A 23,684-nucleotide genomic window follows, 5' to 3' on the forward strand; every position below is an offset into this window, starting at 1 on the left:
ATCATTTAATAATTTACGTTTGCAAAGTAAACATTTTTACTTTTTGAATGTAAATTTTTGTATTTTTATAAAGTACACCGAGGTTTTACTAGCCAAATTTTTGATCTGATGATACTTAAAGAGGATCTGCAAGCAGCTGTCGAAGGGCAAAGAAAAAGCCTTTCCAAAATAAAAGGATTGACTCAGCGGGAAGCCTTAGCAAAATTCAGTCCCACCAATACTCATATCGAGGTGATTACAGGTGTCAGGCGAAGCGGAAAAAGTACGCTTATGCGCCAAATCATTGAAGAAACAACCACTGATTTTGCCTTTCTAAATTTTGAAGACCCAAGAATATTTGATTTTGAAATCGGAGATTTCCCAAAATTGGATGAACTTTTTGGGGAAGAAGTTTCGATCTATTTCTTTGATGAAATCCAAAATGTAAAAGGATGGGAAGTGTTTGTAAGGCAACTTCATGATCGGGGCAGGAAGGTTTTCATTACCGGATCCAATGCTTCTCTTCTAAGTAGCGAATTAGGCACAAAGCTGACAGGACGACACCTCTCCCATGAAATCCTCCCATTCTCCTATTCAGAGTTTTTAGCCTATTGTAACCTTGAAAACTCAAATGAAAATTTCCTCGATTATCTGATCTCTGGAGGCTTTCCCGAGTATTTAAGAGACAGAAATCCTGAAGTCCTTCAGAATCTACTCAAAGACATCGTTTTTCGGGACATAGCTATTCGGCATGGTATTAAAAATACCCAAACACTGATGGAGATCACCTTATTTTTGATTGCCAACGTAGGAAAAACAACAAGTTTTAATAGCCTGCGAAAAACCTTCAAAGTAGGATCTCCGAGCACAGTCTCTGATTACTTGGCATGGCTGCAGGATTCTTACTTACTGTTTTTTCTGCCAAAATTCAGTTGGTCACAAAAAAGTATCTCCAAAAATGCGAAAAAGGTCTATTGTGTCGACACGGGGTTTGCAAAGGCGAACTCACTGAGCTTTTCCAAAGACAGCGGTCGACTCTTAGAAAACCTGGTCTATCTCATTTTGAGAAAAAAGAGGATGGATTTATTCTATTTCAAAGAAAAAGGAGAGTGTGATTTTGTGGCTTTTGAAAGCAAGCAGTGCAAATGGCTCATTCAAGTGACAGAACGAGTCCATGCTGATAACAAAAAGCGGGAATTAGATGGCTTAACAGAAGCTATGTCCTTTTTTGAAAAAAAAGAAGGCTTCATCCTTACTTTAGACCAAGAGGATAAATTAATCATTGAGGGAAAGACCATCCATTTGGTTTCGGTGAGAGGATTTATTGAAAACTTCCTTTCCGGAGACAGTTAAGGAAGATCTCTTTCAAATAATCTCAATTACCCAAGCCTTGCTCATATCCTAGATCAGCTGGAAGGTTACTCCCCATGGATGCAGCCACCGCCAGCTGATCGCATCGCTCGTTTTCGGGATGACCGGCATGGCCTTTCACCCAAAAAAACTTAGGCTTGAATTTGAGATGAAGGGGAATGTATCGCAGCCACAGGTCAGGATTCTTTTTGTCCTTGAAGCCCTTTTTTTGCCATCCCCAAAGCCAGCCCCTTTCGATGGCATCGACCACGTATTTGCTGTCCGAAAAAATCTGTACAGGATATTCTGTGGTATTCAATGCCTGAAGTCCTCGGATCACCGCCAAAAGCTCCATGCGGTTATTAGTCGTGAGCCGAAAGCCCTCAGAAAGCTCTTTTTCATGCTTGCCAAACTTCAGCACTACCCCATATCCCCCCGGACCGGGATTTCCTTTGGCAGCACCGTCTGTATAGATTTTGATCATAAGGAAAAAAGGAAAAGGTCACCCTTACATGGTGGAAATAGGGAAAGCATTGGATTTGAAAATCTTCACGGCAATGGACAGGAGGATGATTCCAAAAATCCTCCTCAGCACATCCACTCCGGTCTTGCCCAGCTTTCGCTCCAGCCAATTGGTGCTCTTGAGGACAACGTAGACAAAAATCAGGTTGAGTAATATGCCGATCGCGATATTGATCTGCTCAAATTCCGCCTTCAAAGTAAGGATCGTAGTCAAAGTACCTGCCCCTGCAATCAGGGGAAAAGCAATGGGCACGATGGAGGCACTGGAAGTAGCCTCCGGATCCGGCTTAAAAAGCTCGATCCCCAAAATCATCTCCGCCCCAAGGGCAAAAATGATCAAGGCCCCGGCGATGGCAAAATCCTCCACTCCGATACCAAAAAGGCCCAAAATGGACTTTCCAACCAACAGAAAAGCAATCATCAGCACCCCTGCAGCCAGGGTAGCCTTTTCGGACTGGATATGACCTACTTTTTTGCGGAGATTAATGATAATCGGAATAGAACCCAGAATATCAATCACCGAAAAAAGAATCAGGGAAACGGACAGGACTTCTTTCGCATCAAACATGCGGCAAAATTAAGGATTCCTTTTGGCCTAAGTGTAGAACAATCCATAAAGAACGGGGGAAATTTAGAATATCACTGTCTTTAAGACTTTTTAAAACCTTTGGAAGAAAGGATCTAAAAATCAAGAAAAAGACACTTTTTGCAAAAAGCTCAAAAAGCCCAAATCGGGGGATTTGGGCTTTTGAGAATTCTATCACTCGACTCCTCCTTTCAGGGTCTTAACCTTTCCGCTGCCTACCCCACTATGACCTCAAAGACGGATGTCAATTTTTCTTTTTCCTTCTTAGGGTATCCAGCTCAGGAAACGAAAATAAATCTTTTGGATTGCTCACCACATCATTCGCACTAGCAGTAACATGTACTCTTACCTCATAAAGGGTAAACTGATGATCATGCAAAAACCGCTTTTCTGAGCAATAATCTTCAGGAATTAGGATATAAACCCGCACATTTTCTCTAGCTAAATTTCTCCAGTCATGGTGGTTAAGTTGTGAAGTATATATCGGGTCGGACTCCATTATTTGCGAGAAGGTCATGGATTGAGTAGATAGTTTATAATCTTCGTCGATCCATCTATGACCCATCGAAATAAAAGGAAATTCATAAGGTAGTCTATCGTAAGAAAAACGCAGAGTATAATACGGATCATTATAACGTTCCCAATGGTTACAATCATTCAAAATTAAAACCACCTCCTTTTTTGATAGTAAATAAAAAAAAGGAAGTGTTATCAGAAAAAAAGTTAACCTCCACATGGTTTTGTTAATAATTCTTTTCCATCTTTTTGATCTATCCTATACTTGTCCAAAGGCCTTAAAATCGGCGGATTGGTAGTGATTTTACTCATCACACTGAAGGCTTTTGTAGTATGTAATCCTTCCCAACAGAGATTCTTGTAGAAATCCAAAGGGATTCCATTCGGGAATTCTCCATTTCTTCTTTTATAAGCCAAAAACTTATCATAATCCTCTGGAAACTGGTTTTTGTGAATATTCATCAGAGCAGTTCCCATTTTGTTGAGCAATTGCTCTGCCATATACGCATGATGCTGGTCATTATCTCCCATATATAGCTTCACATAAGTGTCAAAATTTCTCCCAAAGTCATCATCCCAAGTTGTCACTCCTTTTTTCCTTAAAGCTTCTTCAATCTCGGCATGAACCAACTCATGAAGGATAGTTTTAGCGATCAACAAATCTGGGCGATTCAAATTATCCGCGTTGGAGTTTATTGTAATTTCATAATTACCGTTTCCAAGATTTTTCATTTGGCCATTAGGACCAGAAAGTGGGCCTAATTTTAACGTTGTATTCGCCGGGTCATTATCAGTTCCTGTGAATTTTGCAATTTCATTTATAAACCTATTCAATGACATTTTATTAGTGATGCAATTTAACCTTGGATTTGATTTAATGGACAAGTCAATCCTTACTGTCAAATTAGGATCTGGCACGCTCGGCGGATCATAGCAACTGCTACAAGTCCCATTTCCATCCGTGGCACCCCCCGTACTCGAGGACCCACCACCCGAGGGAAATCCGTAATTCCCTCCAGAGTTGATCCCGGATGATCCAGAACAGCTCGTCACCCCTACCATCCGCTCTATGGTCGTATGGCAGGATCCGCCAGAACAGGTCTGATATCCCACCGGATAATAATAAACAGTACAACGAACATCAAACTTGGAATAATCTAATTTTTTATCTCCTTCATGAACCTGGTACTGGTAGCTATGATCCAATTCCCCTTCCAGAATGCGAAACCCAACATAAAATCGTTCATCGTAGGTAAATAGCTCCAACCTTCCGCTCCATATCGGTGAAATATTATTGTAGCTAATCCTATTAAAATCCAGAAGAGAGCCTTCACAGTCCGGATAATACCTCGCAATCAGCGGATCAAACCGCTCCTGTGTGGGATGCTTCACAAACAGTAAATTCTGAATCACCAGCTCCGCCGGATCTCTGTCAGGGAAGCTGTCCAGCATACTTGTCGGAAAATATTTGGTGGCATTTTCCAGGCTGACCTCAAATACCTCCCGCCCATCGGGAAAGTAATAGTGATGAAATTGGTCCCAATCGGGTTCTTTTTCAAAAAATGGCAAAATCAACTCCTGAGATTCCGTACGGAAGTTCGAGCCACGCTCGGGCAGCCGGAGATTAGTTTTGTTTTCTTCAAACCAAGACTTCACCCTGGCGAGCTGATCCCCCACATTGGGCTCCAGCCGGGGAGCTTCGGGCTCTTGCACACAAGAAGTAAGCAGGGAATTCATGGTAATCAGGACAAGCAAAAGTGGTAAAAATCCGGATCTACCTAAATTTTTGTACTGTGGGGGGCAAAAATGTTTTTCATAAAATTGAGTTAGGTGGTTGGTTAAAATTTCGGATAAGATTAAACCAATCTGTTTAAAAGTCAAGTACTCCAGGAAAATTTGCAAAAAAAAAACCCAAATCGGGAGATTTGGGCTTTTTTGTAGATTAAGTTTGTCAAAACTACTTTTTTCAAAGATCTCCTTTTAGAATTACGAAACATTTAAATTTCCAATTTCCCTCATGTCCTTTATGATAGATTTCAATAGCTTCATAACTACTATCCCAAACAAAAAGAAATGAATACGTTTCAACAATCAAAGGCTCAGAAATATGTAATCCCTTCTTTTTTCTTGAGTTTTTGACGGGAATAATACCTTGAGGAAATCTCTTTGTATCATAGTCCTTTTTTTCATATACTCCATTTTTAAGTTGAATTATTGAATTCTTGAGTAAAGACCCTTCATACATGCAAGTCCCTATTCCTTTTTCACTTTCAGAGGCAAAAAATTTACCCATCCAAGAATTTGGATCTTTTGATTCAAAATAAATTTTTGCTTTTTTATTTGAATTATTACTGAATACATCCCTCAAAAATTCATATTGAGCATTTGTAAACTTTTCCTTTTTTTCATTTCCCTGACCTTTTGCGATAAAAAAGAAACAAAAAAGAAAGCATACAAGTAGTAGGTATTTGAAATCAATTGCACTTGGTCCCATTAGCTTGATTAGTTCCTGTTGCTTCATTATTTAAGATTTTTTGGATTTCAGCCCAGCTGCTTCCTTTAGGAATAAATTGCTTAGCTTCTTCAATAAGCTTTGTAGGATCATCATCTCTTACTAATCCTCCAAAAGCCATCTTGTAGTAATAGTCAAATCCCAAACTTCCTCCCGAGGGACCGTGTTTCTTATCCCAGTTATACAGTGAAACTGCCATTCCTAATATAAACTCACTCATTGCTGCATGATGGGTATCAGGCCACCTACCATCACCGGATGATTTATATTTTTCCCAATAAAAGTTTAGCAATTGTAAAGAATTTAAATCACTTTGAATTTTTGTTTGCTTCCAAAGGTAAGCGTGAACGGTTTCATGTATAATGGTCCGAGCTAAACTTAAAGAGGTTGCTTTACTTAAATAATTATTATCGATAGTTATCACTAACATTCCGTTAATTAGATCTGTTTTCGCATTTGCTCCATTTGGAACTATCCCATTTTGAATTTGATAATCAAATTTCCCACTTTGTTCAAAAAGGTCTAGCATTCCGGGAAATATATCCAAAGCTCCCAAATCATTTGGAGCAGCAGTTAGGTACTGACTTCCCTTTGATAATTGCTTAAATGTTCTGGATGCACAAGGATTGGTCAATCGATTGACAATGGTATTTGGTGAAGGAATAGTCGGTGGGTCATAGGAAGGCAAGTCCCGCGGTGGAGCTGGAACCGGATCATCACAGCATGGGGGACGCTCATAGTCATGGTAATCACTTCCGTCATTCCCATTATTCCCTGAGGGAGTATAGCCTCCTGAACCTGTGCAAACAACTTCTACAACTACAGTGGGTGGTCTTACTACTACAATTCCATCCCTGCCCGTGTAATTATTGGATATTTCCCGAATGATCGTTCGGCAATCACCCATGATTCTAGCCTCCCCCATTGAAGTCTGAAGCTGATACGTGGAATGGTGGGTCAATTCTCCATTATCAAATATAAATCCGATAAAGTGCCGCTCATCATAGGTCCATATATCCACTTTTCCAGACCAGTCATAGGGTATCCCGCCATAACTGATGCTTTTGAAATCTTCTAGGGACTCTTGATTATCCGGATAATACCTCGCAATCAGCGGATCAAACCGCTCCTGTGTGGGATGCTTCACAAACAGTAAATTCTGAATCACCAGCTCCGCCGGATCTCTGTCAGGGAAGCTGTCCAGCATACTTGTCGGAAAATATTTGGTGGCATTTTCCAGGCTGACCTCAAATACCTCCCGCCCATCGGGAAAGTAATAGTGATGAAATTGGTCCCAATCGGGTTCTTTTTCAAAAAATGGCAAAATCAACTCCTGAGATTCCGTACGGAAGTTCGAGCCACGCTCGGGCAGCCGGAGATTAGTTTTGTTTTCTTCAAACCAAGACTTCACCCTGGCGAGCTGATCCCCCGCATTTGGCTCCAGCCGGGGAGCTTCGGGCTCTTGCACACAAGAAGTAAGCAGGGAATTCATGGTAATCAGGACAAGCAAAAGTGGTAAAAATCCGGATCTACCTAAATTTTTGTACTTGGGGGGGGGCAAAAATGTTTTTCATAAAATTGAGTTAGGTGGTTGATTAAAATTTCAGATCAAGATTAAAACGATCTGTTTAAAAGTCAAGTACTCCAGGAAAATTTGCCAAAAAAAAACCCAAATCGGGGGATTTGGGCTTAGATTTTTTTGGAAATATTGGCACGCATTTACTCCATCCCCTTATCCCGCATCTTGGCGAATTCATCGAATCGACGGAAAATAGCCACGGTAAATCCTATCAGCATCACAATTGTCCCCACCCATAGCACATTGATGTAGGGCTTCACGATGGCTTTCATCACCACGTAGTCCTTTTGGTACTGATTGACTTTGAATACAAATTTGTTCTGATCCGGAAGGATATTCTCCAAGCTGACTTTGAGTCCCAACTCGGTATCGATCACGGGCAGCTTGCCCACTTGATTGTTTCGGATGATAAAGGTCGGCTCGAGCAACTTCTCCACATCGTAATCCAACACTCTCAGCTTTGCCTTCACAGCCACATCCCCTTCCTGCAAGACGTACCCTTCGATCTCTTTCATCACCTCTGCCCCATCAAAATAGGTCACGAAATCCGCAATATGAAACTGCTCTCCCGGACTCACTTCATAAACTTCGTCCTCTTTCCATTCCGGATCGGAATAGTCATTCATCGCCGCCACGTAGGTATACAGGTCCCGATTGAGGTAGATTTTCGAATCCGGAGAGGAGATCAGCCCACCCATTCCTTCATTAAACTGAGACATGGGATTCAGGGAAAACTTCAAAGCCTCATTTTGGAAGTAGTCGATCTTGAAGTAGTCATTTTCCTCCAAAACCAAATTGACCACATCTCCTTTTTTGAAATACTCCTTGTAATCGGCTAGGGCTACAGCCTCATTTACATTGCCGGTGGACTCCAAATACTTGGCAGGGACATACTCGGGAATACCGACCACTTTCTTTTGTCTGCCACGATAGACTACCGTGTAGTCCTTCATCTGTGTGGGCTTGTTGATCCAAAGCAGGACGTGCTCCTTGTTCATCTCATCCTCCCAGCTGTTGCTGTAAGTCAATCCGGACATGTTGATGGAAATCACGTCGGAATAGCCGGAGCTGAACATGATTCCGATCAGGATCATCCCCAGACCGATATGGGCCAAGGAACCTCCGGCCAGTTTGAAGGTGGACTTTTTGAGCAGTTTGGCCAAAATCACCGAGTTGGCAACTACTGTAAACATCCCTGCCAGTACGATGATGATGTATTTCCAATCGTAAACTTTTGCTAGGACGATCACCGCCGCTGAAAGCAAAACTGAAAAGATGTAGGGCGTGATCAACGCATCCTTGAGGGCTTTTTTGTCCATCTTTTGCCACCAAAAAAACTGCCCAACTGCGGTCAGCAGAGCCAAAGCAACGGCAAACCATAACTGGAATTTGGTGTAAAACTCCACCTGATCCGCAGGTGGAGCCATATTGGAGATGCCTCCGAAGATTTCGACCAAAGCATTCCAAGCCGGAATGGAGGTAGGCAAAATCACTTGAAAAGACATCAGTCCTAAGGTGACCGCACCCAAAAAGATCCAAAACTCACGGGAGTAGACGGAGGCTTCCTTTTCCGAGGTAGGAATATGCTTCCAAGCCCGCACCGCCAAGAAGACGGCAATAACCAGGAAGAACAGCATGTAAATCAGCAACTGACCGGAAAGTCCCAAGTCGGTAAAGGAATGCACCGATGCATCACCCAACACCCCGGAACGCACAAGGAAAGTCGCATACAAAACCAGAATAAAGCTCAGAATCACCAGGACGATGGAGGTCTTCAGAGCGGTAGCGCTTTTCTTGAAAGTGATCATAGTATGAATAGCAGCCACCAAAATCAACCAAGGCACATAGACGGCATTTTCCACCGGGTCCCAGTTCCAATAGCCTCCAAAGTTCAGCGTGACATAGGCCCAATACGCCCCCATAATGATTCCCATTCCTAAGATCATGGCAGAGAAAATCGCCCACGGCAAAGCCGGACGGATCCACTCCGAATAGCGCTTGGTCACCAATCCGCCTATCAGGAAGGCAAAAGGCACCAAAGTAGAAGCATAGCCCAAAAACAGTGTCGGCGGATGGATGACCATCCAAATATTCTGCAAAAGCGGATTCAGACCAGTGCCATCCTCCGGAACAAAATCCGGATTCAACTCAAAAATCGGTGCCTGAGTGGCATCTCTCAACAGGATAAACGGCGAACTGCCGATTTTCAAATCCCCGATTACCACACCCAAAATCATGGACACCAAGAAAGCCTGCACCAAGGCAAACACGACCATCACCGGACCCTCCCAAAACTTATTAGTCTGAATCAGAATGATGCCCAAGACCACATTCCAGAAAGCCCAAAGGATAAATGCTCCCTCCTGCCCTTCCCAGAAGCTGGAAATCATGTAGTGGACAGGAAGTGCTTTGGAACTGTGCGAATACGCGTAGAAATACTCAAAGCGATGATTGTAGATGATTTCAAACAGGGAAAAAGCAATCATCGCCGTAGAACCGGCGTGAATGTAAAAACTGATCCGGCTGAATTTTCTCCAGCTGGCCTTTTCAATTTCATTGGCTCTGAAATACTGAAAATAGGCATAGGCGGTAACCAATGCACTGACAAAGGCCACGATGGTCATCAAGTGGCCGAGATTACCCATAAAGGTATTGATCATGATTTTTTATTAGATAATAATCCCAACATCACATTCCTGCCGCCTGCACGTCTGTCTCCTGATATTTGGACGGACACTTCATCAGAATCTTATCAGCGACGAAGATGTCTTTGTCCCGGTAAGATCCAATGACGACCACCTGCTCGGAGCGCTGGAAATCAGCCGGAACAGGTTCGTTGTAGAAAACTTTCTGCTCAGTGCCTTCATTGTCCACAAGGAGGAAAGTAAAGGAAGTTTTGTCTTCCCGCACCTCGATTCCGGTTACTTGACCTACCTCATCTTTTTTCAGCTGACCCACCACGTGTATGGCTTTGTCTTCCCCGTCCTGCTTCATTTCCCACGCGGTGCTGAAGCTTTCGTAGCTACTTGCATCCCCGATAGAGGTCATGATGATGACGATGGCTACGGCAATGATGCCCAATCCGATGATATGTCCTTTTTTCATGATATAGCTGATTTATTGGGGAAGATTCTTTTCCAGTTTTGAAATTTTCCGATCTGTATTGATGATATAAACCACCATTCCGGCGAAAATGATCAGAATGATGCCCACCAATACATAAATTTTTCCATCGGCACGCATCTGATCTGCCATTTCCACAGTGGAATTGCTGTAGTCTGCCTCGGTCACTTCGATCTTATCCTGAGCACTGAGATTCAGGGAAAACATCAAGAGAATTAGTACAAATAATTTTTTCATCAATCAGGAATTAAGAAATCTGTCATGGATAACTCGCTCTACCCTACGGATTCTGACCCGAACAGTTGCCAACCAAACCCCCAAAAGAGTCCATGCCAATATAGCCGGGTAGAAGACCATTCTGAGTTTGGAATCCAAGTCGTAGGCATTGAATCCGGGATTTCCCCCATTGCCGGGATGAAGGCTATCTGTAAGCCTAGGGAGTACAAAAATTAATGGGATAAAGGCTGCAAAAGCGAAAATATTGTAAACGGCCCCGATTCTGCCTCGCTGCTGCGAATCTGCCAAGCTGCCCCTCAAAATCAGATAGGCAAAATACATCAAAAGCCCAATCGCAGCGGCGTTTTGCTTCGGGTCTCCACTCCAATAATCTCCCCAAGTAAACTTGGCCCAAAGCATTCCGGTCACAATACCCAATACTCCGAAAAGAATGGCTGCATTGGTAAATTCCAAAGCGAGATCATCATCTTCAAGTCGATTGCTACGCAAAAACCGAATGCTGTAATAAACTGAAACCATCAGCATCAGAATCATCCCAAACCACATGGTCACATGGAAATGCAGGGCACGGATGGTCTCATTGAGAATCGGAAGACGAGGTACGTCCATCAATAGACCGGCAGTCAGGGTGTAGATCAGCAAAGCGACCGCCAGGATTTTCCACCAGGATTGGCGCATAGGTTATTTTTGAATTGCAAGCGCAAAAATAAGGCATAAGTTCCTGAATCCCCCCTTTTTTTATGATAAAAGGCTCAAACCTACTTCATGAAAAAAACTTATTGAAATGAACTGAAGTCAACTTCCTAAAAGCTTAAAATCAGCAATTTTCCAATTTTGAAATTTTTCAATTTTCCAATCCTTAACTTTGCCCCGTGGAAAATCAAAAACAGGACATCCGAAAGCTATCTCTCGAAGAACTGGAAGCCTTCTTTTTGGCACACGGAGAAAAAAAATTCCGGGCCAAGCAGGTGTATGAGTGGCTTTGGCACAAGTCCCTGAAAAACTTTGATGACATGAGCAATATCTCCCTCGCAACCCGAGAACTGCTCAAATCCCACTTTATCATCAATCACATCCGGGTGGACCTCATGCAGCACAGCAATGATGGCACGATCAAAAATGCCGTCAAGCTTTTTGACAACAAAATCGTGGAATCTGTGCTCATTCCCACCTCCAAGCGAATCACCGCCTGTGTTTCTTCTCAGGTGGGTTGCAGTTTGGATTGTAACTTCTGCGCTACAGCCCGACTGAAAAGAATGCGCAATCTCAATCCGGATGAGATCTACGATCAGGTGGTGGCAATCAAGGACGAAGCTGAAACCTATTTCCAGCGGCCCCTGACCAACATTGTCTTTATGGGAATGGGCGAACCCCTGCTCAATTACAATAATGTAGTCGAAGCCATAGATAAAATCACCTCTCCGGAGGGTCTGGGCATGGCTCCCCGAAGAATTACCCTCTCTACCGTAGGTATACCAAAAATGATTCGGAAAATGGCCGATGACGGAGTAAAGTTCAATTTGGCCATCTCCCTCCACTCCGCTATCAACGAAACCCGTTCCCGGCTGATGCCGATCAATGATTCCAATCCTTTGGAAGATTTGGCAGAGGCGCTAAAATACTGGTACCAAAAGACCAAACGAAAAGTCACCTACGAATACGTCATCTGGGAAGGGGTCAATGACGATGAAAAACACGCCCGTGCACTTGCTAAGTTTTGCAAAATCATCCCCTCAAAGGTCAATATCATTCAGTACAATCCGATTGATGAGGGAGAATTTCGTCAGGCTAAGCAAGAGGCAGTAGACATGTACGTACGCATCCTGGAGTCGCAGGGAATCATAGCAAAGGTCCGAAAATCAAGGGGTCAGGATATCGATGCAGCCTGTGGGCAACTGGCCAATAAAAATGAAGTGGCAAATTTGGCGTAAACGTCGAATAATTTTTCTTGCAGTTTTATCAAACCTTAGTTTATTTACGGCCGTTTTTTAACCAAACCAACTATTTTAAAATGCCCAGATTTACTTTCAGAGTCATCATGGCTGTCCTGTGCCTTTTCCCCTTCTGTCTAAAGGCTCAAGATGATCTCCCAACCCAAATCCAAAATTACCTTTCAGCCTATCAAGAGGAATTTCCTGTAGAAAAAGCCTACCTCCATCTGGACAAGCACACCTTCACCTTGGGGGAGGATATTTGGTTCAGCGCCTACTTGGTGGCAGGAGGAATACAGGTTCCCTCCCCGCTGAGCAAGACCCTGTATGTGGATTTTTTTGACGGAGATGGACTTTTGCTTTCGCAAAGAATCATTGAAATAGAAAACGGAAGAGGAGCTGGGGAATTCCAGATTCCCCGATACGGAAAAACCGGTCTGTATCAAATCAAAGCCTACACCTCTTGGATGCGAAATTTCGGGGAGGAGTACTTTTTTGAGCAATATGTCAAAGTAGTAGACGGAGCAGGTGGATCCTTCCTTCCTCAGGTAGAGTTCAAATCGATCAGTTCTGAAGCTGGAAAAGCCAAATACGAAGTAGAACTCGTGGCGGTAAGTGCCACCGGAGAGCCTTTGGCCAATCAGGTACTTCAGCTGAGTGCCATAGCCGGACAGGAGCAGCTTTATCAGCAGCAAGTCCAACTGAATGTGCAGGGACAAGCTTCTTTCAGCTTTAGCATTCCTGAAAAAGACCATCCCGAACAGCACCTTGAGCTGAGCTATGAGGAAAACCCTGACTACATAGTCACCCAAAAAATCCAGCTTCCCTACACCCTCAATCAGGTCGATATCCAGTTCCTTCCCGAAGGTGGGAATTGGGTTCAGGGGAAAAAAGCCACTGTAGCATTTCGGGCTATTTATCCAGACGGAAGTCCTGCCCAAATATCCGGTCTAATCGAAGGAGTGGAAGAATCCTCGTTTGAGAGTCAATTTGGAGGTCTGGGCAAAATCACATTCACTCCTGAAAAGGCTAACTACACTGCACTGGTCAAGAGTCCCAATTCAAATGTGGAACGCAGGATTGCTCTTCCCGAAGCAGCTCAGACCGGATTAACTATTCAAGTTCAAAATAACCCAGATGCCTCCTTTATTTCCGTGTTTATTCAAGGAAATGGAGATCCCGGAGAGCTTTTGCTTTTTTCCCATATTCGGGGCCTTCTCAACTACATGATTCAAGGTACGCTCACCAATGGGGTTTGGGGAGTACGCATCCCGAAGCAGAATCTTCCTTCAGGAATCAACACAGTAACCGTGCTTAAAAAAGATGGAACTCCTCTCCTCGAGCGCCTCATCTTTGTGCAGAATGGAGACAGACTGAACTTGAATGTGGAAAGTAAAGGAAATCTAAGCCCCAGAAGCAAATTCCAACTTGAACTGAAAAGCAGCAGCGGAGATACGCCATCTCCGGGAAGTTTCTCCATAGCGGTGGCTGATGCGGATCAGGTCAAGGAAGAAAGCCTAATCCACGGCACTATCTTTTCCCACCTGCTATTGACCTCTGATTTGCAGGGAAAAGTCTATCAACCGGGATTTTATTTTCAGAATCAGGAACCTGCCACCTTGGAGCAGCTTGATTTGGTCATGATGACCCATGGCTGGAGGAGATTTACCGTTCCAGAGATTTTGGAGGAAAAGTTTCCAGAAAATGGCTTCTACATCGAGCAGGGAATCACCATCACAGGTCAGGTAAAGGAACAGATAGAAACCAAAAAAGGCTTGGGCGGAGGAAAAATCAGCGCCTTGATCGGAGATGGAATTGAGCTAGTCGGCTCAGAATATGGACCTGACGGCAAATTTGTTTTTTCCGGGCTGAACTACCAGGATTCGGTCAGTGTGACCATCACTGCAGAAGATCAACGTGCCAAAAACTACATTGACTTAAGCGTGGAACAGCCTAAGCCAGTCTTTCCTTCCCTATTAGGAAGATATCCGGAAAAAATCATTTGGCCGGAAGAACTAGTGGCAACCTATCAGGCCCGAACCCTTATGCAGCAAATCACCGCTGAAGACGGAATTACAGACTTGGAAGGGGTAACCATAGAAGCTCAGACTCTTCAGGAAGAAGCCACTACCGCGAGGAAATTCTACGGAGAAGGGGATGCTTCTATTGAGCCCGACAAAATACCCGGCAGTGTAGGCTTTACCAATATCTTCCAGATGATCCAAGGAAGAGTAGCAGGGGTACGGGTAAGCATAAACGGAAATGGAGCGAGTGTCCAAATCCGTGGAGTGGGTTCAATTCAGGCAGGAACAGAGCCTTTGTATCTCTTGGACAATGTTCCCGTAGACGCATCTCTCCTTTTCACCATCAACCCAAGGGATGTGCAAAGCATCGACGTGTTCAAAGACCCGGCAAGGACGGCCATTTTTGGGTCACAAGGAGCAAACGGAGTCATTGCCGTGTACACCAAAACCGGGGCTGGAATCAGTTACCAAAGTGTAGGGGGCACTCTCGTGGTCCAATATGGGGGATACCATGCCAGCAGGGAATTTTACTCCCCAAAATATGATCAGGTCACTCCCCAAAAAGCCATCACTGACCAGAGGGCGACCCTCTTCTGGAATCCTTTGGTAGAAACGGATGCCAATGGTCAGGCTTCACTGGAATTTTTCAATTCTGATCTAGCCAAAAGACACCTCATCATCATCGAAGGAATGGATTCCTTGGGCAGACTCGGTAGAACCGTCAAATTGATCGAATAAGTATTGCATAGCTGAGCAAAGCCTTTTACCTTTTAGAAAAATCAGAACTTATGAAAAAGGCTTTGCTCGGTTTGTTTTTTTTGGTGCTTGTTTCCTTCACAGCATTGGCTCAGGAGAAAGGGGAAGCTCGAATCCATGCTTTTGGCACATATGGACTTAGAAATGATCAGTTTGGATACGGGGGAGGAGTTGAATACTTTTTTGCAGACAAATTTGCCCTCATGCCCTCCTTCACCTGGATCAAACCCGAAGTAGGTAACCTGTCCAACTTCAGTTTTGATCTCCGCTACTACTTCACAGAAGGAGTTTCTCAAGTGTACGTTTTGGCAGGATACAGCCAAACCTTCGAAAACACGCAGCCAGGCAGTCCCGGTACGAGAAGGAATTTGGTTGGAGGGAATTTCGGTGCAGGCGCTTACATTCGGATTACCGACTGGGTAGGCTTTGTTTCAGAATTCCGCTTCCAAAGTCAGGGAATCCAACAAGTCGTAGCCAAAGCAGGCTTGGCCTTTCCGCTCTAGAATCCCACGGCTTTGTATAAGCCTGCAGCCAGCAATGCTCCAAGTAGAGGACCTAGAATCGGCACCCAAGAATAGCCCCAATCCGAACTTCCTTTTCCCTGAATCGGCAATAGCTGATGCATGAGTCGAGGTCCGAAATCCCTGGCTGGATTGATCGCATAGCCGGTTGTACCTCCCAAAGCCAAACCAATCACCCAAACTACAAAAGCAACTGGCAAAGCTCCTACAGAACCCAAGCCAATCGGGGTACCTCGCTCGTCCTCGATTTTAGCACCGGTGATATAGAGGACTGCCAAAATCAAGACAAATGTGCCCAGAGCCTCGGAAATCACACTCGTCGGGAAATTTCTTATGGCAGGATCGGTGCAAAAGGAGGCTCTTTTCAGCTCGGGATTTTCTTCCAGGTCAAAGTGATGACGATACATCAGCCAAGCCAAGCCCGAACCCAACATAGCCCCTGCCAGCTGAGCTATAATATATCCCGGAGCCATACCCCAGTCAAACTTACCAACTGCTGCAAGTCCTATGGTCACGGCTGGATTCAGATGAGCGCCACTGTAGGGACCGGCTATGACCACCCCACAAAACACGGCCAAGGCCCATGCTGTGGTGATCACCATCAGCCCTCCACCATTTCCTTTTGTACCCGGTAAGAGGACGTTGGCTACGACTCCTGTCCCCAAAAGAAGCAGGACTCCCGTCCCGATCAATTCTGCAATGTATGGATTCATTCTTCTACCCAGTTTTTAGCTCGTTCTACAGCTTTGTTCCAAAAATGCACCAATTTTTCTTTTTTGGCTGAATCCATTTGGGGATGAAATTCCTTTTCCGATTGCCAAAGATCCTGCAGCTCTTCCCTGCTTTTCCAAAATCCTACAGCCAAGCCTGCCAAAAATGCTGCACCGATCGCTGTGGTCTCAATGATTTCCGGCCTTTTGATCTCACATCCCAAGATATCTGCCTGAAATTGCATCAGAAAATTATTGGCTGTGGCTCCGCCATCTACCCGAAGCTCTTGAGTGGGTTTTCCGGAATCTTTTTCCATAGCCTTAAGCACATCGTGAACCTGATAAGCGATAGCTTCCAAGGCGGCTCGGGTCATGTGGGCAATAGTCGTCCCTCGGGTGATTCCAAAGAAAGCCCCCCGGGCATTTTGATCCCAATGAGGTGCTCCCAATCCTGCCAAAGCCGGAACGAAATAGACTCCATCATTGTCTGCGAGACTGCTTGCCAACTTCTCCGTTTCTTTGGCATGACCGAACATTTCCATCCCGTCTCTCAGCCACTGAATCGCTGCTCCGCCAATGAAAACCGAGCCTTCCAGGGCATAATTGATTTCATTCCCGATTTTCCACGCTACGGTGGTGAGTAATTGGTTTTGTGACCGGACGGCTTCTTTTCCGGTGTTCATGACCAGAAAGCAACCCGTTCCATAGGTAGTTTTAGCCATTCCGGGCTCGGTACAAAGCTGACCAAAAAGCGCCGCCTGCTGATCTCCGGCCACTCCTGCAATGGGGATTTTGGTTTTTAACACATCGCCGGCTGTTTCCGTAAATACCTCGCTGCAGCTTTTCACCTCAGGCAGCATGGATTTGGGAATGCCGAAAAGATCCAACAGGTCATCATCCCAAGCTTGATTATGGATATTGTAAATCATGGTTCGGCTGGCATTGGTGATATCGGTAAGATGACTTTTCCCGGCTGTGAGTTTCCAAATCAACCAAGAATCCACTGTACCAAATGCCAATTCACCGGCTTTGGCCTTTTCTCTTGCTCCCTCCACATTTTCCAGAATCCATAGAACTTTTGTGGCAGAGAAGTATGCGTCAATGATCAGCCCGGTCTTCGAAGCAATGAGCTCCGAATGTCCTTTTTCTTTGAGTTCATTGCAATAGGATGCCGTTCTCCGATCCTGCCAAACGATCGCATTATAGACCGGTTTGCCTGATTTCCTTTCCCAAACGATGGTGGTCTCCCGCTGATTGGTGATCCCAATACCGGCAATTTGATCTGCCCGAATTCCCTTATTCACGAGAGATTCGATAAGCACAGCCGATTGACTGGTCCAGATTTCTTCGGGGTCATGTTCTACCCAGCCCTGCTTGGGAAAATACTGTTTGAATTCCTTTTGGGCTACTGAGACTATCTGGCCTTTTTTATCAAAAATAATGGCTCTTGAGCTAGTCGTACCTTGGTCGAGGGCGAGAATGTAAGATGGATTTTGGGTCATTGTCGGGTTAATTTGGAAAAAGGAATCGAAAAAACTTCACTTTCCGATTAGGTTTTTATCAGGTATTTGGATGCTGTCTTTTGGAAATCCTCAAGTTCGGCTTTGATCCATGCTTCCTCCTTATCCATTTCTTCAGCCATCAGCCGGGCCACTTTGTCAGCAGAATCCAAGGCAGCTTGAGCATCCAAAATAAGCATACGAATTCTTCGGGAAAGCACATCGTCTACTTTTTGAGCCATTTCTTTTCTGACAGCCCAAATCACCTCAGCCCCGATATTCGGGAAATCAGGATGGATCTTTTCGGCCCAAGCTGGATTTTCCTTTGCCAAGTCTTGGATTTTTTGAGCATCAGAACCGTAGATTTTCCAGTGACCCCCAGCTATTTCCTTGGAATATCCGTGCAAAAGAATGTCTTGAGACTTGGAGTCCGGTAAATTGAGTCCGGTGACTTTAGGAAAATAATCCACCGTATCCTCTCCCATTTTTCGAAAAGTAGTCCATTTTCCTCCAGTAATGGACACAAGACCGCTTTCAGAAAGGATAACTTTATGAGATCTGGAAATCTCTTTGGTCTTGGTGCTGCCTTCTTTAGGCCTTGCCAAAGGTCTCAAGCCAGCAAAGACTGCTTTGACATCCTCCCGGGTGGGTTTTCGGGTAAGATAGCCTGAAGCGGTCTCAAGCACGAAGTCAATTTCCTTTTGCAAGGCTTCCGGCTCAAGTTTCGCTTTTTCCCGAAGCGTGTCAGTCGTACCTACCACCAATTTTCCGTGCCAAGGTACCGCAAATAGCACACGACCGTCTTTTGTCTTAGGAATCATCAGTGCGTCTTTTCCTCCTAAAAAACTCTGATCCAAAACCAAATGGATTCCCTGACTGGGTTGTATCGTTTTGGGAGCTTCCGGATTGTCCATCTGAAGGATTTTATCCGCAAAAACCCCTGTGGCATTGACGATCATTCGGGCTTGAATGGGATATTTTTTCTTGGAAATCTCGTCCTGAACATTCAATCCAGTGAGCTTACCCTGATCGTTTTTGTGAAGAGAAGTCACCTTGGTGTAATTGAGGATGCAAGCTCCTGCATGATCCGCAGTTTGGGCAATGGACAAAGCCAACCGGGAATCATCAAACTGTCCATCGTAATACACAATCCCCCCAAAAAGATTTTTGGGCTCAATTCCAGGCATCCTTTTGAGCGTCTCCTCTTTGGATATATAGCGGGAAGGCCCCAAGCTCAGATTTGCCGACATGTAATCGTAGATTTTCAAGCCCGCGCTATACTGCACGCGATCCCAAAAATTATAAACAGGAATAATAAATGCCTGACTCTGGGTGAGATGAGGAGCATTTTTGATCAGCCGACCGCGCTCTTTTAGCGCTTCCAAAACGAGAAAAACATCCCCTTGAGCCAAATATCGAACCCCTCCGTGGAGAAGCTTGGTACTTCGGCTTGAAGTGCCTTTGGCAAAATCCGCCTTTTCAAAAAGTGCTACGGAAAGCCCGCGGGATACGGCATCTAAGGCAACGCCTAAGCCGGAGGATCCCCCACCGATCACTGCGATATCCCAGATTTTATCCTTGTTGCTAAGTTGGTTTAGGTTTTCCTCCCGGTTCATATTCTTTTCCTAATCTCGTCTTTCAAGATAAAGGAAATGAAAACTTAACGGAAGAATACGGCTAAAAATCCTTGTAAACTTTTCGCTCTACGGCTGCCCTATTTTTCTCCAACGTCACCACATAGATGAAATCATATTCTACATCCTCCAAGTCAGCATACTTCTCCCCTTCTCCTACAAAATAATTGGCTAATTGACTGACCGTATTGCTATGGCCGACTACCAATATATTTCCTTCCAGACTCTTTAATTGCTCGACCAAAGCATCGTGATTGCTTGGATCGTAAGATTGAATGTTCAAGATGGCTTGTTCAGCAGTGGGCAAAGCCGTGAGTCTAGTCCGCTTGTAATCGGTGCTGAAGACATGCTTGATGTCTTCGTTTTGGAGAATCTGCGCCAGCTTTTTAGCCCGAATCTGACCTACCTGTAGCAGTTCAGGATCACTTCCGTCCAGTTGCTTTTCGGCATGTCGGACGATGTAGATGGTTTTAGGGGAGTTTTGGGAAGTGCAGGCTCCCAAGAAAAGGATAAGACCTAGAAGAAGGAGAAGGTTTTTCATTTTTTAAGGAAATATGCTTTGCGAAATGCTATAGAAATTTGTCCCGAAAATCGGGACGAAATAGGGGTTGCTCTATTTCACCACGTTTGTGCCGTGTTTCTAGGGTATTTCAGAAGTATTAGTTTATCCCGAAAAGGTATTGTCCAAATGTTGGTCTTTGGCTTTGACCGTTTCAAACTCCAAAAACTGCTCCCAAAACTCATTTTCTGGAAGGGCGGCTCTCATGTAGAGCTTCTCCTTTCGGATCGGATGCACAAATACCAAGTGAAACGCATGGAGATTAATGCTTGCGTCAGGATTAGGCTTAGCGAACCCATACTTCACATCTCCCCGAATCGGGCAACCCATGGAGGCAAGCTGCACACGAATCTGATGAGGACGGCCGGAAATCGGACGTACTTCCAGCAGCCAATGGTCATTGAGCTTCCCGAGGACTTTGTAATTCAGTTCCGCCTTCTGAGAACCCGGAACTTCCCGATCGTGTGCTGTGACAAAGTTTTTTACCTCATCCTTGGTCAGCCAATGGGTGAGTTTGCCTTGCTCTTCGGGCGGACGACGCTTTACCACCGCCCAATAAACTTTATGAATATCCCTCTTTCGGAACAGTTCCATCATCCGCTCCAAGCCTTTGGAGGTACGGGCAAAGGCCACGAGTCCACTGACCGGACGATCCAGACGGTGAACAGGGTGAAGAAAAACTGCTCCTGGCTTTTCGTATTTTTCAGCAATGTAGTCCTTGCAGTAGTCAGTCAGCGTCTTGTCACCGGTTTTGTCCCCTTGTACCAAGACCCCAGCCGCCTTGTTGACGATCAGGAGGTGGTTGTCCTCATAGACAACAGAAAATGGTTTTGTTCTCATAATGAATCACAAAGGTAGGGGAATATGTTGGATGACCGATGTCGGATGTCAGATGCATCGGTCATCGGTCACCCTTCACCCAACAGTTTTTTAATCTCAAAATCCTGCAAATGGGCATTGAGCCAGCCGGCTTCGAGGTAGGCTCCGTATTTTTTGTAAAAATTGATCGCAGGCTCATTCCAATCCAAGACCTGCCACATCATTCCGGTACAGCTTTCTTCCAAGCATTGGGCCATAACCCGGTCAAAGAGCATTTTTCCGGCTCCGTTTCCTCTTTCGGACTCGGTCACTACGATATCTTCCAAATAAAGTCGCTTACCCTTCCAAGTTGAATAGCGGAAGTAGTAGATCGCAATCCCGATAATTTCTCCTGTGGTCTCTTTTTCGCAGACAAAAAGTCCATAGACCGGATTGGGCCCAAATCCGTCCTTCTCCATCATCTCTACAGTGTTGGTCACTTGCTCGGGGGCTTTTTCATAAAGGGCTAGTTCTTTTATCAATTCGAGTACTCGGGGAAGGTCTTCAAGGGTTCCTTTTCGGAGAGAATACATGGGAGGATTAGTTTATTGAATGGTTAATTTAATTTCTTAAATCCTACCTCAGGAACTCGCAAACTTCAAATTTCCCATTTAACACTAATTTGGAACAAACTTCGGTCTTCGGTCCTCGGTCTTCCAGCCCTTAGTGCTGGAATAAAGCTCTGAGGAGGGAGTAACAGAAAATCAGATTTGCTTATTTCTTTGGAATGGCCCTAAATTAGTCAAAACCTAAGAAACGAATGTTTTTAGCCATTGATGCCGGCAATTCCAATGTAGTATTTGCGCTTTTTGATCCCAAAAACGGCAAATGGACCAATCAATTTCGTCTGGAGACCCAAACGCCTAAGCTGATTTCCCAATTGGGAAAAAAGGTTCCGCTCTATTTCTTGGAACACGGTATTTCTCCCACGGAAATTTCGCATATCGGTTTCAGCTCGGTAGTGCCGGAAATCAATGGGGTAATCACTCAGTTTTGTGAAGGATTTTTTGGTTTGGCTCCCTATCTCATTAGCCCTGATAGCTATAAAAAACTCCCGGTGAAGCCGGTTCGCCCCAATGAAATCGGCAGCGATCTTATGTGCAATGTGATGGCGGCCTATTCCCGGGTAAAAGGCCCCGTGATTGTGGTGGATTTTGGTACGGCTCTGACCTTCACCACAGTGGATGAAAAGGGAAAAATCATGGGCGTAAGCATCGTTCCCGGACTGCATACGGCAATCAAAGCGCTGTTTATGAATACCTCCAAGCTTCCTGAGGTGGAATTGAAGCTTCCAGAGTCGGTTTTGGGAAAAAACACCATTCATGCCATTCAATCAGGCGTCCTTTATGGGTACACAGGCCTGGTCAAAGGGATGCTCGAATCCATCCAAAAAGAAACCGGGACAAAGTTTACGATCCTAGCAACCGGGGGATTATCTTCCATTCTGACCAACCTTCAGGATGATTTTGATCAGGTGGACAGAAATCTCACGCTAGACGGTCTCCGCCTGATTACTGAAGCAAATCAGTAAATCTGGGCAATTTTTGAATTTTCCAATCTTTCAATTTTTCAATTCCTTACCTTTGCCTTAACCAAACCCTTCCCAAGCTATGAACGAGCGCTACATGCAGCGCGGTGTTTCCGCCTCCAAAGAAGATGTTCACCAGGCCATTTCCAAGCTAGATAAGGGCCTTTTTCCCAAGGCTTTTTGCAAAATCGTGGAAGACACACTCGGCGGGGACCCGGATTATTGCAATATCATGCATGCAGACGGGGCAGGGACCAAGTCCTCTTTGGCTTACCTCTATTGGAAAGAAACCGGCGACCTCAGCGTGTGGAAGGGAATCGCTCAGGACGCCATCATCATGAATACCGACGACCTGCTTTGCGTAGGTGCGATCAATAATATTTTGGTATCCTCGACTATTGGCAGAAATAAAAATCTGGTTCCAGGAGAAGTCATCTCCGCCATCATTGAGGGTACTGAAGAAGTATTGCAGATACTTCGGGACAAGGGTGTGAATGCCGTCCTTACCGGTGGAGAAACTGCGGATGTGGGAGATTTAGTCCGAACGATCATTGTGGACAGTACAGTGACCTGCAGAATGCGAAGAGACGAGGTCATCAGCAATGACAAAATTCAGGCAGGAGACGTGATCGTAGGATTGGCCTCTTATGGTCAAGCGAATTACGAAAAGGAATACAATGGAGGCATGGGAAGCAATGGCTTGACCTCAGCCCGTCATGATGTCTTCAATAAGGTGTTGAAGACCAAATACCCCGAAAGTTTTGACCCTGCTGTGCCGGATTCCTTGGTCTACACCGGAAAATACAATCTGACTGACCCTGCACCGGGTGCACCTGTGGATATGGGAAAATTGGTTCTTTCCCCAACCCGAACTTACGCTCCGATCATGGTTGACGTATTGAACTACCTCAGACCTCACATCCACGGATTGGTCCATTGCAGCGGTGGGGCACAGACCAAAGTCCTTCACTTTGTGGACCAGGTTCATGTGATCAAGGATAACCTTTTTGATACTCCACCCTTGTTTAGGATCATTCAGGAGGAAAGCGGTACCGACTGGAAAGAAATGTACAAAGTCTTCAACATGGGCCACCGGATGGAAATCTACTTGGATGAGCGCTATGCAGATGAAATCATCGATATCGCAGAATCCCACGGGGTAGAAGCCCAAATCATCGGACGAGTGGAGCCCCATGAAGGCAAGAAAGTAACCATTCAGAGCCAATACGGAACTTTTGAGTATTGATTGTCCGACATGCT

Annotated in this window: 22 protein-coding genes; 6 read left to right on the plus strand and 16 right to left on the minus strand. The window is 44.9% G+C overall.

Annotated elements, in window-relative coordinates; translation table 11 throughout:
* The first annotated feature begins 108 nt into the window (after positions 1-108).
* The gene (locus AAA942_RS15360; RefSeq protein ID WP_338221172.1) at positions 109-1,332 is read left to right on the plus strand and encodes an ATP-binding protein; all 1,224 of its coding nucleotides are present in this window, start codon (positions 109-111) and stop codon (positions 1,330-1,332) included.
* Between the two features lie 22 nt (positions 1,333-1,354).
* Here the strand turns inward: AAA942_RS15360 and rnhA are convergent, their stop codons facing one another.
* The 10 genes from rnhA to ccsA (AAA942_RS15410) form a co-directional block, all read right to left on the minus strand.
* On the minus strand, positions 1,355-1,813 hold the full coding sequence (gene rnhA / locus AAA942_RS15365; protein WP_338221173.1) for a ribonuclease HI: 459 nt from the start codon (positions 1,811-1,813) through the stop codon (positions 1,355-1,357).
* A 24-nt stretch (positions 1,814-1,837) separates the two neighbouring features.
* Complete coding sequence (locus tag AAA942_RS15370) at positions 1,838-2,419, minus strand: MarC family protein (RefSeq protein WP_338221174.1); 582 nt, start codon at positions 2,417-2,419, stop codon at positions 1,838-1,840.
* Positions 2,420-2,681: 262 nt separating this feature from the next.
* Positions 2,682-2,954 (minus strand): hypothetical protein, encoded by a 273-nt coding sequence (locus AAA942_RS15375; RefSeq protein ID WP_338221175.1) that lies wholly within the window; start codon positions 2,952-2,954, stop codon positions 2,682-2,684.
* 206 nt (positions 2,955-3,160) lie between these two features.
* Positions 3,161-4,690 carry a hypothetical protein gene (locus AAA942_RS15380; RefSeq protein WP_338221176.1) on the minus strand — a complete coding sequence of 510 codons (1,530 nt, stop codon included), beginning with the start codon at positions 4,688-4,690 and terminating at the stop codon, positions 3,161-3,163.
* A 229-nt stretch (positions 4,691-4,919) separates the two neighbouring features.
* A complete protein-coding gene (locus AAA942_RS15385) occupies positions 4,920-5,474 on the minus strand; it encodes a hypothetical protein (RefSeq protein WP_338221177.1) in 555 nt (184 codons plus the stop codon).
* Positions 5,428-6,957 (minus strand): hypothetical protein, encoded by a 1,530-nt coding sequence (locus tag AAA942_RS15390; protein WP_338221178.1) that lies wholly within the window; start codon positions 6,955-6,957, stop codon positions 5,428-5,430. Before AAA942_RS15390 ends, AAA942_RS15385 begins: the two co-directional genes overlap by 47 nt.
* A gap of 227 nt (positions 6,958-7,184) precedes the next feature.
* Positions 7,185-9,704, minus strand: coding sequence for a cytochrome c biogenesis protein CcsA (ccsA, locus tag AAA942_RS15395; protein WP_338221179.1), 2,520 nt, complete (start codon positions 9,702-9,704; stop codon positions 7,185-7,187).
* 28 nt (positions 9,705-9,732) lie between these two features.
* The gene (locus tag AAA942_RS15400) at positions 9,733-10,149 is read right to left on the minus strand and encodes a cytochrome c maturation protein CcmE domain-containing protein (protein WP_338221180.1); all 417 of its coding nucleotides are present in this window, start codon (positions 10,147-10,149) and stop codon (positions 9,733-9,735) included.
* Positions 10,150-10,161: 12 nt separating this feature from the next.
* A complete protein-coding gene (locus tag AAA942_RS15405; protein ID WP_338221181.1) occupies positions 10,162-10,404 on the minus strand; it encodes a CcmD family protein in 243 nt (80 codons plus the stop codon).
* 3 nt (positions 10,405-10,407) lie between these two features.
* A complete protein-coding gene (ccsA, locus tag AAA942_RS15410) occupies positions 10,408-11,082 on the minus strand; it encodes a cytochrome c biogenesis protein CcsA (protein ID WP_338221182.1) in 675 nt (224 codons plus the stop codon).
* Positions 11,083-11,276: 194 nt separating this feature from the next.
* Between ccsA (AAA942_RS15410) and rlmN the strand changes: the two genes are divergently transcribed.
* The 3 genes from rlmN to AAA942_RS15425 all read left to right on the plus strand — a co-directional run bounded on the left by rlmN (position 11,277) and on the right by AAA942_RS15425 (position 15,618).
* Positions 11,277-12,335, plus strand: a complete 1,059-nt coding sequence (rlmN, locus tag AAA942_RS15415; protein WP_338221183.1) for a 23S rRNA (adenine(2503)-C(2))-methyltransferase RlmN — start codon at positions 11,277-11,279, stop codon at positions 12,333-12,335.
* An 80-nt stretch (positions 12,336-12,415) separates the two neighbouring features.
* Positions 12,416-15,097: a TonB-dependent receptor plug domain-containing protein gene (locus tag AAA942_RS15420; protein ID WP_338221184.1), complete on the plus strand. Its 2,682-nt coding sequence runs from the start codon at positions 12,416-12,418 to the stop codon at positions 15,095-15,097.
* A 50-nt stretch (positions 15,098-15,147) separates the two neighbouring features.
* Positions 15,148-15,618, plus strand: coding sequence for a hypothetical protein (locus AAA942_RS15425; RefSeq protein WP_338221185.1), 471 nt, complete (start codon positions 15,148-15,150; stop codon positions 15,616-15,618).
* Here AAA942_RS15425 and AAA942_RS15430 read toward each other — a convergent pair.
* The 6 genes from AAA942_RS15430 to AAA942_RS15455 form a co-directional block, all read right to left on the minus strand.
* Positions 15,615-16,349: an MIP/aquaporin family protein gene (locus AAA942_RS15430; protein WP_338221186.1), complete on the minus strand. Its 735-nt coding sequence runs from the start codon at positions 16,347-16,349 to the stop codon at positions 15,615-15,617. The two genes, AAA942_RS15425 and AAA942_RS15430, sit on opposite strands and share 4 nt — an antisense overlap.
* Positions 16,346-17,848 (minus strand): glycerol kinase GlpK, encoded by a 1,503-nt coding sequence (gene glpK / locus AAA942_RS15435; RefSeq protein ID WP_338221187.1) that lies wholly within the window; start codon positions 17,846-17,848, stop codon positions 16,346-16,348. The genes AAA942_RS15430 and glpK overlap by 4 nt, the downstream gene beginning before the upstream one ends.
* A gap of 47 nt (positions 17,849-17,895) precedes the next feature.
* Positions 17,896-19,461, minus strand: coding sequence for a glycerol-3-phosphate dehydrogenase/oxidase (locus AAA942_RS15440; protein ID WP_338221188.1), 1,566 nt, complete (start codon positions 19,459-19,461; stop codon positions 17,896-17,898).
* 61 nt (positions 19,462-19,522) lie between these two features.
* Positions 19,523-20,020 carry a SixA phosphatase family protein gene (locus AAA942_RS15445; protein ID WP_338221189.1) on the minus strand — a complete coding sequence of 166 codons (498 nt, stop codon included), beginning with the start codon at positions 20,018-20,020 and terminating at the stop codon, positions 19,523-19,525.
* 123 nt (positions 20,021-20,143) lie between these two features.
* Positions 20,144-20,878: an RluA family pseudouridine synthase gene (locus AAA942_RS15450; RefSeq protein ID WP_338221190.1), complete on the minus strand. Its 735-nt coding sequence runs from the start codon at positions 20,876-20,878 to the stop codon at positions 20,144-20,146.
* 68 nt (positions 20,879-20,946) lie between these two features.
* Positions 20,947-21,429 carry a GNAT family N-acetyltransferase gene (locus AAA942_RS15455; RefSeq protein ID WP_338221191.1) on the minus strand — a complete coding sequence of 161 codons (483 nt, stop codon included), beginning with the start codon at positions 21,427-21,429 and terminating at the stop codon, positions 20,947-20,949.
* 227 nt (positions 21,430-21,656) lie between these two features.
* Between AAA942_RS15455 and AAA942_RS15460 the strand changes: the two genes are divergently transcribed.
* Both AAA942_RS15460 and AAA942_RS15465 read left to right on the plus strand, forming a co-directional pair.
* Positions 21,657-22,427: a type III pantothenate kinase gene (locus tag AAA942_RS15460; protein ID WP_338221192.1), complete on the plus strand. Its 771-nt coding sequence runs from the start codon at positions 21,657-21,659 to the stop codon at positions 22,425-22,427.
* Between the two features lie 79 nt (positions 22,428-22,506).
* On the plus strand, positions 22,507-23,670 hold the full coding sequence (locus tag AAA942_RS15465) for an AIR synthase related protein (protein ID WP_338221193.1): 1,164 nt from the start codon (positions 22,507-22,509) through the stop codon (positions 23,668-23,670).
* Positions 23,671-23,684: the final 14 nt, after the last annotated feature.

The organism is Algoriphagus sp. oki45 (assembly GCF_036245605.1).
GTDB lineage: Bacteria > Bacteroidota > Bacteroidia > Cytophagales > Cyclobacteriaceae > Algoriphagus.